Raw genomic sequence first — 12575 nt, 5'->3', positions numbered from 1 at the left:
GCATGGGCGGCCCCCACAGCGAACCCATCGTGCGCGCCGTCGATGTGTGCAAGAGCTTCGGCGCGTTCCAGGCGCTCGAGGGCATCACGGTCGATATCCCCGCCGGCGAGGTGCTGTGCGTCATCGGCCCGTCGGGTTCGGGCAAGAGCACCTTTCTGCGCTGCATCAACCAGCTCGAAACCGTGACCGCCGGCGCGCTTTGGGTGGGCGGTGAACTGGTCGGTTACCGGCGCGTCGGCAACAAGCTGTACGCGCTGTCGGAATCGGAAATCGCCCGCCAGCGGCGCAAGACCGGCATGGTGTTCCAGCGCCTGAACCTGTTCCCGCATATGACGGCGCTGGAGAACGTGACCGAAGGCCCGCTGCGGGTGCAGCGCCGCGCACGCGACCAGGTCATTGCCGAGGCGCAGGCGTTGTTGGCGCGTGTCGGCCTGGCGCACAAGAGCGATGCGTTCCCGATCGAGCTGTCGGGCGGGCAGCAGCAGCGCGTGGCCATTGCGCGCGCGCTGGCGATGCGTCCGCAACTGATGCTGTTCGACGAGCCGACCTCGGCGCTCGATCCGGAACTGGTGGGCGAGGTGCTCTCGGTCATGCGCGACCTGGCCGCCTCGGGCATGACGATGGTGGTCGTGACCCACGAACTGGGCTTTGCACGCGACGTGTCCAGCCGCGTCATATTCATGGACCAGGGCCGGATCGTCGAGACCGGCTCCCCCGGCCAGATCTTGCTGCAACCCCGGCACCCGCGCACGCGCGAATTCATTTCCGCAGTGCGCGGCTGACCCCTTTCCTTTGACCCCTTTCCTTTGCCTCACTGACTGGAGTACGCACATGGCGCGCAACACACTCACCGGCATCGGCCTCCTGGCCGTGGCGCTCGGCCTGGCCGCGCCCGCAGCCCAGGCGCAAGGAATGCGCGCCAAGGGCGCGCCGATCCGGGCGGCCGTCGTGTCGAACTATCCCCCGCTCGAATACAAGGATCCGGCGAGCGGCAAACTGGTCGGCTTCGACATCGACCTGGGCGAAGCGCTCGCGGCGCGCCTGGGCAGCACGATCAAATGGGAGGAAACCAGCTTCGACCAGATGATGAGCTCGCTCGCCACCGGGCGCGTGGACATCATCCTGTCCGGCATGACCGACATCCCGGCACGCCGCGATGCGGTGCGGTTCATCGACTACCTGAAGACCGGGCCGCAGTTTTATGTGCTCGGCGCCCGTGCCACCGAGTTTGCCAGCACCGAGGCGCTGTGCGGCAAGAAGGTGGGCGCCAGCCGCCGCACATCGTTTCTGGCCGAGATCGCCAAGTGGAGCGACGCGCACTGCGTGAAGGCCGGCAAGCCGGCCATCATCGTCGCCGGCACCGACGGATCGGCGGACGCGCGCACGCAGTTGCGCCAAGGCCGTCTCGATGCCGCCGTGCAGGGCGGCGAAACGCTGAACTACATCTTCGGGCAGGAGCCGAACACCTATGCGCTGGTGGGCAAACCCTTCGCCTTCCAGTACGTCGGTCTGGCGATCGGGCGCAAGGACGAAGCGCTATCGACAGAACTGGCCGGCGCGATGGACCAACTGATCGCCGATGGCTCGTATGCGAAGATCGCCGCCAAGTGGGGGCTGGCCGATTACACGGTGTCGAAGCTGATTCTCGACAGTGCCGACTGACGGGCGCGCCCGTGCCGATGATGGCGCAAGGAATGGTGCAAGAGCTGGCGCAACGAGCGCCGCAACAGGTGCCGCAAAGCCTGTGGCCGAACGGCGCTCCGTCGAGCGTTGCGCCCGCGTTCGATGTCGATGGCCCCACCGGCGCGGCCATGCTCGACGGCTCGATTGGGCGCAATCCCTGGCTGTTCACGCTGGGCGCCTGCGGCCCCTGGCGCGCGCTCGGTGACCTGCTGGACATGCTCCGGGAATACCGCATGCCCGCGACCTTCTTCGTGCCGGGTCGGGTGCTCGAAACCCTGGTGTCGCGTCACCGATCATCTGTCGGTCTGCGCTGGCCATCGAAGCGCATCGCGGCGTTGCATCGCTTGCCAATACAGATCGGTATGGGCTGCGCGATGCGCCTTGCGCTGCGCTCCGATGGCTGCGCGCAGCCTACGACATCTGATCGGTGACGCGACACTAGAACCAGTACCCATGCGACTCGACCTGGGGCGACTGCCCGACGATGGACAGCGGCATTTTCGCTGCGGCGCCAAGGGCGGTGATGTTGCCATCGGCCAGTCCGTCGGCATCGTACTGGCCGCCGTCCTGGATCTGAAAGTCCAGCCGCGTGCGCCCGCCTTCGGTGCTCATTTTGCCGCCGTAGGGTGCGCTGGCCAGGTTCACCCAGGTGCCGGCGCTGTTCTTGACCCAGTAGCCGGTGGCGCCGGTGGCCGGGTCCACATACAGGCTGAAGCTCTCGGTGTAGCGTCCTTCGGACAGGCCGACCCTGAATTGCGTCAGACCGAGCGGCATTTCCATGCCCTTGGGCAGGCTGGCGGGGGCATCGCTACGCACCAGTTCGGTAATGCGCGCGTTGCTGCCGGGGATCAGCTTGCCGTCCTGGCTGCCGGCCACCAAGGTCAGGTCGCGGGTCGAGCCGACGGCGACCTGCTCGCTGTCCCGGATACCGTCGCCGTTGCCGTCGCCATCCAGGCCGGCCGAGCCATCGGGGCGCAGCAGGCCGGGGGCCTGGTTTTCCTGGGCGTTGGGCACACTGTCGTAGTCGGAGTCCAGTGCGTCTGACGCATTCGATCCATTCGATCCATTCGACGCATCCGGTGCGGAGGGGGATGGGATAACGTTGGTCGCCGGTTTGGCCGCGAAGCTGGCCGCGTCGTTGCCGGTGGTGGCTTCTTGCACCGCTTGCGGGTCGTCGCCGGTGCTGGGGTCGTCGTAGGCGACGCTCACCTGCTGGCCCCGGGTCACGGCGCTGTCGAGCGTCAGCGTGATGGTCTTGGCCGCTGCATCCACGAGCACGCCGGTGACGTTGTTGCGCACGCCATCGACCAGCACCACAAACGCATCGTTGGGCGCGTTATGGGTCTGGTCCGGGTCCAGCGCGGTTTCATCGCTGTACTGCAATACCAACTGCCTGCCGTTCACCGTGGCGCTGATGATGGCAAAAACGGCGGTGTCTACGGTGTAGTTGTGGGCTGCGCTCAGACCACTTCTGCCGTTGCCGTAGCGATCTCTGATGCCCTCGTAATTCACGCTGATCTGGCTGCGGGCGTTGGACAGGCTGGCCGTGGGGGTGAAGGTGGCGGTCCAGACTCTGCCGTCGGCTGTGGTCTGCCTCAGGTTGCTCAGAGCGCCGTTGGCACCATGCATAACGATGGAAGTGTCGCCGAAGCCGGGGACGGTCTCGCTGAAGGTGAACGTGACGGTGGCGGTTTCGCCAGCGGTCAGGCGCTCTTTGTCCATCGTGACCGTGACCGTGGGCGCCCGGGCGTCGATCTCGAAGTTGTTGCTGGTGGGGTTGACCGCAACGGCGTTGCCTGCGGTGTCACGAATGGTATTGAGGTTGAACAGGCGGACGGTGTTGGTGGCACCCTCGGTGTCCGCAGCGACCGTGTAGGTGAGGGTGTAGGTGCGGCCGTCGGGTGAGCGGTTCAGCGCTCCTGTCCGGTCGGCGCCGGGACGGGCACCGACATGGACGTTGCTGAAATCGATGTTGTCTGCCGTAAAGCCGGTGACTTCCTCGTCGAAGGTGATGGCAATGGAGATCAGTCTGTCATTGTCGCTCGTGGTGGGGATGAGTGAAACGACGATGGTGGCGCTGGGCGGCTTGTTGTCGATGTTGTAGGTGACGAGGTTGACGTTGCCCGTGCCCGGGTTGCCCGCGACATCGGTGATGCCGGCCATGTTGATGCCGATCTGCAGGTCCTTCACTTCGGTGTTGGCCGCCAGGTTGGCCGGCGCCCTCAGGTCTACCTGCCAAGACCTGCCGCCGTCGGTGGTGCGCAGATTCTGCAGCCTGCCCATGCCCGCCGGTATCGTCAGGTCAGACATCGTGAAGCTGGCCTGATTCAACTGCTCGGAGAAGACAAAGGAGATGGTGGTTACTTGGTTGGCGTGGATCAGGTTGCGGTTGCCGATCGTCGGGGTGCCCGTGAGAGTGGGCGCCCGGGTGTCGACGATGAAGGTGGCGCTGGTGGCGTCGTTGGCGGTGCCGGGAGCGTCGTAGCGGATGGTGCACTCGGTTCTGTCCAGGTTCGCGGTAGGCGTGAAGATGCCTTGATAGGCCTGGGTGGTGGCTGTGCTGAGGGCATCGACGTATCGGAAGTCGTAGCCGCCTATGGTGCCGCCAGTGATGGTCACGTTCATGACTGTCCTGACGCCATCCCTATTGAGGGTGCTCATGGTGTGGGTCTTCCCGACAGTAAAGGTGACTACGGCGGTCTCGCCGGCTTTGATGGTTGTTTTGTCAAGCGTGATGGTGGCCATGGGGCTTTCCTTTTCAATGGGATGTGGATTGCGCTGGGGCGCCGAATTCAGGCAGGAGGGCTGCGGTCACGGTGCGTTCCTTTTGATGGAAGGGATGGATGCGAGAGCTTGATCCGGTCTCGTTCGCCCCTCGTGGCCAGGTCCACGGCGGACGAGGGGGGGTCAGCGATGCCCGTTGCTCACCCGGCGGTGAGTAACAATGACTTGCACTACTGACATCAGAGAAACGAATCTAACTGCGCCGTAATATAGCATCATGGAATCCAGGACATGGATTTTTGGTCTGCTATTTATCAAATCAGGCACCACAGTACATAGCGCAATGGAACACCATCACTCCAGCATGTGGTCCATGACCTGCGAAAAATGGGGCACCGCAGGGTGTTGAAAATCACGGCCAGCACGCTGCCGGCGGGGGTTTCTGCGCAAGTCCCGATGGCGCCCGATGTGGCCCTGCGTGTTGGTGGCCACCAGGCGGTGGCCGACCAGACCCTCCGTCGCGGCGGGCCCCGAACAGGTCATTCCATTCCTGAAGCACCCATGCACTTTGCCGGCGTCGCTTGCCGCATATCTGTGCTGTCTGCGCTCCGCCTTCGCGTTCACGAACGATGTGGAGATGGGGTCAGGCCACGGCGGGGCGCTCCAGGCCCGAAAAGGTCGGCGCGCAGGCCGAAAGACGGCCGTTGGCCGGCCGGGCGCCGGGCGGCCAACCCGGCGCTGGCCTGATCTATTGCGCCATCCGCTGCTGCCTGGCGCTCAGGCCGCAGCAGGGGGTTTGAACCTTAGAACCAAAAGCCATGCGACTCGACCTGGGCCGACTGCCCGACGATGGACAGCGGCATTTTCGCTGCGGCGCCAAGGGCGGTGATGTTGCCATCGGCCAGTCCGTCGGCGTCGTACTGGCCGCCGTCCTGAATCTGAAAGTCCAGCCGCGTGCGCCCGCCTTCGCTGCTCACCTTGCCGCCGTAGGGTTCGCTGGCCAGGTTCACCCAGGTGCCGGCGCTGTTCTTGACCCAGTAGCCGGTGGCGCCGGTGGCCGGGTCCACATACAGGCTGAAGCTCTCGGTGCTGCGGCCTTCGGACAGGCCGACCCTGAATTGCGTCAGACCGAGCGGCATTTCCATGCCCTTGGGCAGCTTGGTCGGGGCATCGCTGCGCACCAGTTCGGTAATGCGCGCGTTGCTGCCGGGGATCACCTTGCCGTCCTGGCTGCCGGCCACCAGGGTCTGGTCGCGGGTCGAACTGACGGCGACCTGCTCACTGTCCCGGATACCGTCGCCGTTGCCGTCGCCATCCGTGCCGGCCGAGCCATCGGGGCGCAGCAGGCCGGGGGCCTGGTTTTCCTGGGCGTTGGGCACATTGTCGTAGTCGGAGTCCAGCGCCCCAGACCCTCCAGACCCTCCAGACGCCCCCGGTGTGGCGGGTGCGACCGGGGACGGGGCGAGGTTGGTCACCGGCTTGGCCGCGAAACTGGCCGCGTCGTTGCCGGTGGTGGCCTCCTGCACCGCTTGCGGGTCGTTGCCGGTGCTGGGATCGTTGTAGGCGACGCTCACCTGCTGGCCCCAGGTCACGGCGTTGGCCAGCGTCAGCGTGATGGTCTTGGCCGCTGCATCCACGAGCACGCCGGTGACGTTGTTGCGCACGCCATCGACCAGCACCACAAACGCATCGTTGGGCGCGTTATGGGTCTGCTCCGGGTCCAGCGCGGTTTCATCGCTGTACTGCAATACCAACTGCCTGCCGTTCACCGTGGCGCTGATGATGGCAAAAACGGCGGTGTCTACGGTGTAGTTGTGGGCTGCGCTCGTACCACTGCCGCCGTTGCCGTAGCGGTCTCTGATGCCCTCGTAATTCACGCTGATCTGGCTGCGGGCGTTGGACAGGCTGGCCGTGGGGGTGAAGGTGGCTGTCCAGGTTCTGCCGTCGGCTGTGGTCTGCCTCAGGTTGCTCAGAGAGCCGTTGGCGCCACCCATAACGATGGAAATGTCGCTGAAGCCGGGGACGGTCTCGCTGAAGGTGAACGTGACGGTGGCGGTTTCGCCAGCGGTCAGGCGCTCTTTGTCCATCGTGACCGTGACCGTGGGCGCCCGGGTGTCGATCTCGAAGTTGTTGCTGGTGGGGTTGACCGCTACGGCGTTGCCTGCGGTGTCACGAATGGTATGGAGGTTGAGCAGGCGGACGGTGTTGGTGGCATCCTCGATGCCCGAAGCGACCGGGTAGGTGATGGTGTAGGTGCGGCCGTCGGGTGAGCGGTTCAGCGCTCCTGTCTGGTCGGCGCCGGGACGGGCACCGACATCGACGTTGCTGAAATCGATGTTGTCTGCCGTAAAGCCGGTGACTTCCTCGTCGAAGGTGATGGTAATGGTGATCAGTCTGCCGTTGTCGATCGTGCCGGGGAAGAGCGTAACGTCGATGGTGGCGCTGGGCGGCTTGTTGTCGATGTGGTAGGTGACGAGGTTGACGTTGCCTGTGCCCGGGTTGCCCGCGACATCGGTGATGCCGGCCATGTTGATGCCGATCTGCAGGTCCTTCGCTTCGGTGTTGGCCGCCAGGTTGGCCGGCGCCCTCAGGTCTACCTGCCAAGACCTGCCGCCGTCGGTGGTGCGCAGGTTCTCCAGCGTGCCCATGCCCGCCGGTATCGTCAGGTCAGCCGTCGTGAAGGAGGTCTGAGCCGTGAAGGAGGTCTGAGCTATCCGCTCGGAGAAGGCAAAGGTGATGGTGCTTACTTGGTTGGCGCGGGTCAGGTTGGGGTTGCTGATCGTCGGGGTGCCCGTGAGAGTGGGCGCCCGGGTGTCGACGATGAAGGTGGCGCTGGTGGCGTCATTGCCGGTGCCAGCAACGTCGTAGACGAGGCTGCACTCGGTTCTGTCCAGGTTCGCGTCAGGCGTGAATGTGGCGGTATAGACGCGGCGACCGTAGATGACTCCACGATCGATGACGTTGCGGACGGAGCCGCCAGTGGAGGTCAGACCCTGGATCAGACCGTCACTTCCGATGGCGAGGGAGTAGTCGGTATTGGGCTCGAAAGCAAACTTGACCTCGGCGGTCTCGCCGGCTTTGATGACTTCTTCGTTGATGGTGAGGGTGGTGGCCATGGCGCTTTCCTTTTCACGAGACGAGGATTGCGCCGATGGGCTGATGCAGGGAGGCGGTCACGGTGCGTTCCTTTTTTGATGGAAGGGATGGATGCGAGAGCTTGATCCGGTCTCGTTTGCCCCTCGTGGCCAGGTCCACGGCGGACGAGGGGGGTCAGCGATGCCCGTTGCTCACCCGACGGTGAGTAACAATGACTTGCACTACTGACATCAGAGAAACAGATCCAACTGCGCCGGAATATAGCACCATGGAATCCATAACATGGGTTTTTGGTCTGCTATTTATCAAATCAGGCACCACAGTACATAGCGTAATGGAACACCATCACTCCAGCATGTGGTCCATGACCTGCGAAGAATTTGGCACCGCAGGGTGCTGAAAATCACGGCCAGCACGCTGCCGGCGGGGGTTTCTGCGCAAGTCCCGATGGCGCCCGATGTGGCCCTGCGTGTCGGCGGCCACCAGGCGGTGGCCGACCAGACCCCCCGTCGCGGCGGGCCCCGAGCAGGTCATTCCGTTCCTGAAGCACCCATGCACTTTGCCGGCGTCGCTTGCCGTGCATTGGTGCTGTCTGCGCTCCGCCTTCGCGTTCACGAACGATTGGGAGATGGGGTCAGGCCACGGCGGAGCGCTCCAGGCCCGAAAAGATTGGCGCGCAGGCCGAAAGACGGCCGTTGGCCGGCCGGGCGCCGGGCGGCCAGCCCGGCGCTGGCAAGGCCGGCCTGATCTATTGCGCCATCCGCTGCTGCCTGGCGCTCAGGCCGCAGCAGGGGGCTTGAACCTTAGAACCAAAAGCCATGCGACTCGACCTGGGCCGACTGCCCGACGATGGACAGCGGCATCTTCGCCACGGCGCCGGGCGTGCTGATGCTGCCGTTGACCTGGCCGTCGGCGTCGTACTCGCCGCCGTCCTGGATCTGAAAGTCCAGCCGCGTGCGCCCGCCTTCGCTGCTCACCTTGCCGCCGTAGGGTTCGCTGGCCAGGTTCACCCAGGTGCCGGCGCCGTTCTTGACCCAGTAGCCAGTGGCGCCGGTGGCCGGGTCCACATACAGGCTGAAGCTCTCGGTGCTGCGGCCTTCGGCCAGCGATACCTTGAATGAGGTCAGACCGATCGGCATCTCCATGCCCTTGGGCAGGTTGGTCGGGGCATCGCTGCGCACCAGTTCGGTAATGCGCGCGTTGCTGCCGGGGATCAGCTTGCCGTCCTGGCTGCCGGCCACCAGGGTCTGATCGCGGGTCGAAGCGACGGCGATCTGCTGGCTGTCTTTGACGCCGTCGCCGTTGCCGTCACCAGACAGGCCGGCCGAGCCGTCGGGGCGCAACAGGCCGGTGGCCTGATCCTCCTGGTCGTTGGACAGGCCGTCGCGATCGGAGTCCGGTGCGTCCGGTGAGCCCGACGCATCCGGTGCGGGGGGGGGGGGGGGGGGGGGGGGGGGGAGGTGGGTCACCGGCCTGGCCGCGAAACTGGCCGCGTCGTCGCCGGTGCCGGCTTCCTGTACCGCCTTGTTGTCGCTGGTGTCGGTGTCCTGGTAGGCGACGGTCACCGTCTGGCCGGTGGTCACCGCGCGGGCCAGGGTCAGCGTGACCGTCCTGGCCGCTGCATCCACCGTCACCCGGCTGACATCGATGCGCGTGCCATCGACCAGCACGGTAAAGGACTCGTTGGTCGGGGCATGGTCCGCGTTCCCGTCGAGCGCCGTTGCGTCGCTGTAGCTCAGCACCAACTGGTCGCGGTTCGCCGTGGCGCTGCTGAGCGCAAAGACCATGGTGTCTACGGTGTACTGGTTGAACGCGTAGGTGTTGTTGGCGACGGTGTTGCCTGCGGCATTCCTGACATTGGCCAGGTTCAGGGTGAGCCGGTGGTTGGTGGTGCGCGCCAGGTTGGCCGTGGGTGTGAAGGTGGCTGTCCAGACTCTGCCGTCGGTGCCGACCGGCGTCAGGTCGCCGAGCGTGCCGTTGGCCTGGGACAGGTCGATGGCCTCTTTCGTGAAGCCGGTGACGCGCTCGTTGAAGGTGATGGTGATGGTGGCGCTTTCGCCAGCGGTGAGGCGGTTATCGCTGATCGTCACGTTGACCGTGGGGCGCACGGTGTCGATGCTGAAGTTGCCGCTGCTGGGGATGCCCGTTCCGGCGTTGCCCTGCGCGTCCCGGACGCCGGCGAGGTTCACGCGGATGGTGTTGTTGGCGCTCTCGGTGTCGGGCCGGGGCGTGTAGCTGGCGGTCCAGACCTTGCCGTCGGTGCCGACCGCCGTCAGAGCGCCCAGCGTGCCTTTGCTGGTGTCGTACTGGATGTCCTCGGTACCAAAGCCGGTGACGCTCTCGCTGAAGGTGAAGGTGAAGGTGGCGCTTTCGCCAGCGGTCAGGCGGTTGTCGCTGATCGTCACCGTGACCTCGGGCGGCTTGGTGTCGATGCTGAAGTTGCCGCTGGTGCCGGTGCCCTCTCCGGCGTTGCCCTGCGCGTCCCGGACGTCGCTGAGGTTCACGCTGATGGTGTTTTCGGCGCTCTCGATGTCGGTCCGGGGCGTGTAGGTGGCGGTCCAGACCTTGCCGTCGGTGCCGACCGCCGTCGGAGCGCCCAGCGTGCCTTTGCTGGCGTCGTACTGAGCCTGAGCGTATTCGAAACCCATGCCGTCGGAACCGACGAAGCCGGTGACGCGCTCGCTGAAGGTGAAGGTGATGGTGGCGGTTTCGCCAACGGTGAGGCGGTTGTCGCTGATCGTCACGTCGACCGTGGGGCGCTTGGTGTCGATGCTGAAGTTGCCGCTGCTGCCGGTGCCCGTTCCGGCGTTGCCCTGCGCGTCCTGGACGCCGGCGAGGTTCACGCGGATGGTGTTGTCGGCGCTCTCGATGCTGCTGCTGGGCGTGTAGGTGGCTGTCCAGACCCTGCCGTCGGTGCCCACCGCCGTCAGAGCGCCCAGCGTGCCTTTGCTGGTGTCGTACTGGATGTCCTCGGCAGCAAAGCCGGTGACGCGCTCGCTGAAGGTGAAGGTGACGGTGGCGGTTTCGCCAGCGCTCAGGCGCTCGTCGCTGATCGTCACCGTGACCTCGGGGCGCTTGGTGTCGATGGTGATGGTGGAGTCACGGAACGGCAGGGAGCCATTGTTGACGTTGCCGACGCTGTCCCTGAGGCCGTTCAGATTGATGCTAATCGAGCTGCTGGTGCTCGGCAGGTTCGCCGTGGGTGTGAAGGTGGCCCTCCAGATTCTGCCGTCGGTCGTGTCCTGCCTCAGGTTGCTCACTGAACCGTTGGGGATTTCAAAGGTATCTTCGGTGACGTTGTTGACGATCTCGTTGAAGGTGACGGTGACGGTGGCGGTTTCTCCGGCGGCAAGGTGGGTTTTGTCAAACGTGGCGCTGGTGGGAACGGGAGCCTTGGTGTCGATCGCGAAGTTGTTGCTGGTCGGGCTGACCGTTGCGGCGTTGCCTGCGGCGTCACGGATGGTATCGAGGTTGCGCAGGCTGACGGTGTTGGTGGCATCCTCGACGTCCGGCCCTGCCGTGTAGGTGATGGTGTAGGTGCGGCCGTCGGCTGAGCGGTTCAGCGTTCCTATCCGGTTGGTGCCATAGGGCGTGACATTGGCGTTGCTGAAATCGATGTTGTCTGCCGTGAAGCCGGTGACTGCTTCGTCGAAGGTGATGGTGACGGTGACCAGTCTGTCATTGCTGCTCGTGACGGGGTTGGGGGTCACGGCGATGGTGGCGCTGGGCGGCTTGTTGTCGATGGTGTAGGTGACGAGGTTGACGTTGCCCGTGCCCGCGTTGCCCGCGACATCGGTGATGCCGGTCATGTTGATGCCGATCTGCAGGTCCTTCGCTTCGGTGTTGGCCGCCAGGTTGGCCGACGCCCTCAGGTCTACCTGCCAAGACCTGCCGCCGTCGGTGGTGCGCAGGTTCTCCAGCGTGCCCATGCCCGCCGGTATCGTCAGGTCAGCCGTCGTGAAGCTGGCCTGATCCAACTGCTCGGAGAAGACAAAGGTGATGGTGGTTACTTGGTTGGCGCGGGTCAGGTTGGGGTTGCCGATCGTCGGGGTGCCCGTGAGAGTGGGCGCCCGGGTGTCGACGATGAAGGTGGCGCTGGTGGCGTCATTGTCGGTGCCGGAAGGGTTGTAGCTGATGCGGCACTCGGTTCTGTCCAGATCCGGAGTAGGCGTGAAGGTGCCTTGATAGACCTTGGTGGTGGGGGTGCTGAGGGCCGCGACGTATCGGAAGTCGTAGCCGGCGGATATGGTGCCGCCAGTGATGGTCACGTCATTGACTGTCCTGACGCCTCCCCTATTGGTGACGCCCATCATGTGGGATGGCTCGACAGTAAAGGTGACTACGGCGGTCTCGCCGGCTTTGATGGTTGTCTTGTCAAGCGTGATGGTGGCCATGGGCTTTCCTTTCAATGGGATGTGGATTGCGCTGGTGCGCTGAATTCAGGCAGGAGGGCGGCGGTCACGTCGCTTTCCTTTTGACACAATGGATGCACAAGAGCTTGGTCGGGTTTCGTTCGCCGCTCGCGGCCAGGGCCACGGCGGACGAGGGTGTCAACGATGTTCGTTGCCCGCCCGGTGGGGGTGCAACGGCTTGCATGGGTGACAATGTTGAAACAAACCCCGCTGCGCGGAATATAGCGCAATGGAAACCCATCAATCCGATGTGTGGGCCGGGACTTGCGCAAATTCGGCACCACGGGCCGGGTGCCGAAAATCACGGCCAGCACGCTGCCGGCGGGGGTTTCTGCGCAAGTCCCGATAGCGCCCGATGTGGCCCTGCGTGTCGGCGGCCACCAGGCGGTGGCCGACCAGGCCCCCGTCGCGGCTGGCCCCGAACAGGTCATTCCGTTCCTGAAGCATCCATGCACTTTGCCGGCGTCGCTTGCCGTGCATTGGTACTGTCTGCGCTCCGCCTTCGCGTTCACGAATGCTTTGGCAATGGCGTCAGGCCACGGCGGAGCGCTCCAGGCCCGAAAAGGTCGGCGCGCAGGCCGAAAGACGGCCGTTGGCCGGCCTGGGCCGGGCGGCCAACCCGGCGCTGGCAAGGCTGGCCTGATGACTGCGCCATCCGCT

The 12575-nt window shown here is 65.0% G+C and carries 7 protein-coding genes; 4 read left to right on the top strand and 3 right to left on the bottom strand.

The window, feature by feature from the left end:
* Positions 1 to 2: 2 nt before the first annotated feature.
* From VEIS_RS09705 to VEIS_RS28490, 3 genes are read left to right on the top strand one after another with little or no spacing between them, the layout of a single operon-like run.
* On the top strand, positions 3 to 782 hold the full coding sequence (locus tag VEIS_RS09705; protein ID WP_041950711.1) for an amino acid ABC transporter ATP-binding protein: 780 nt from the start codon (positions 3 to 5) through the stop codon (positions 780 to 782).
* A gap of 49 nt (positions 783 to 831) precedes the next feature.
* The gene (locus tag VEIS_RS09700) at positions 832 to 1662 is read left to right on the top strand and encodes an ABC transporter substrate-binding protein (RefSeq protein ID WP_011809740.1); all 831 of its coding nucleotides are present in this window, start codon (positions 832 to 834) and stop codon (positions 1660 to 1662) included.
* 32 nt (positions 1663 to 1694) lie between these two features.
* Positions 1695 to 2114, top strand: a complete 420-nt coding sequence (locus VEIS_RS28490; RefSeq protein WP_198137975.1) for a polysaccharide deacetylase family protein — start codon at positions 1695 to 1697, stop codon at positions 2112 to 2114.
* A gap of 7 nt (positions 2115 to 2121) precedes the next feature.
* Here VEIS_RS28490 and VEIS_RS09690 read toward each other — a convergent pair whose 3' ends face one another.
* The 3 genes from VEIS_RS09690 to VEIS_RS09665 all read right to left on the bottom strand — a co-directional run bounded on the left by VEIS_RS09690 (position 2122) and on the right by VEIS_RS09665 (position 11897).
* Entirely contained in the window at positions 2122 to 4428 is a 2307-nt protein-coding gene (locus VEIS_RS09690) for an Ig-like domain-containing protein (RefSeq protein ID WP_011809738.1), read from the bottom strand.
* 782 nt (positions 4429 to 5210) lie between these two features.
* Positions 5211 to 7523 carry an Ig-like domain-containing protein gene (locus tag VEIS_RS09675; protein ID WP_011809736.1) on the bottom strand — a complete coding sequence of 771 codons (2313 nt, stop codon included), beginning with the start codon at positions 7521 to 7523 and terminating at the stop codon, positions 5211 to 5213.
* A 783-nt stretch (positions 7524 to 8306) separates the two neighbouring features.
* The gene (locus tag VEIS_RS09665; protein WP_011809734.1) at positions 8307 to 11897 is read right to left on the bottom strand and encodes an Ig-like domain-containing protein; all 3591 of its coding nucleotides are present in this window, start codon (positions 11895 to 11897) and stop codon (positions 8307 to 8309) included.
* A gap of 532 nt (positions 11898 to 12429) precedes the next feature.
* Between VEIS_RS09665 and VEIS_RS31105 the strand changes: the two genes are divergently transcribed.
* Complete coding sequence (locus VEIS_RS31105) at positions 12430 to 12558, top strand: hypothetical protein (protein WP_265259930.1); 129 nt, start codon at positions 12430 to 12432, stop codon at positions 12556 to 12558.
* Positions 12559 to 12575 lie beyond the last annotated feature (17 nt).

This window comes from Verminephrobacter eiseniae EF01-2 (assembly GCF_000015565.1).
In the GTDB taxonomy this organism is placed as follows: Bacteria; Pseudomonadota; Gammaproteobacteria; order Burkholderiales; family Burkholderiaceae_C; genus Acidovorax; species Acidovorax eiseniae.
The sequence above is the reverse complement of the archived record's forward strand: the minus strand, read 5'-3'. Positions and strand labels throughout refer to the sequence as shown.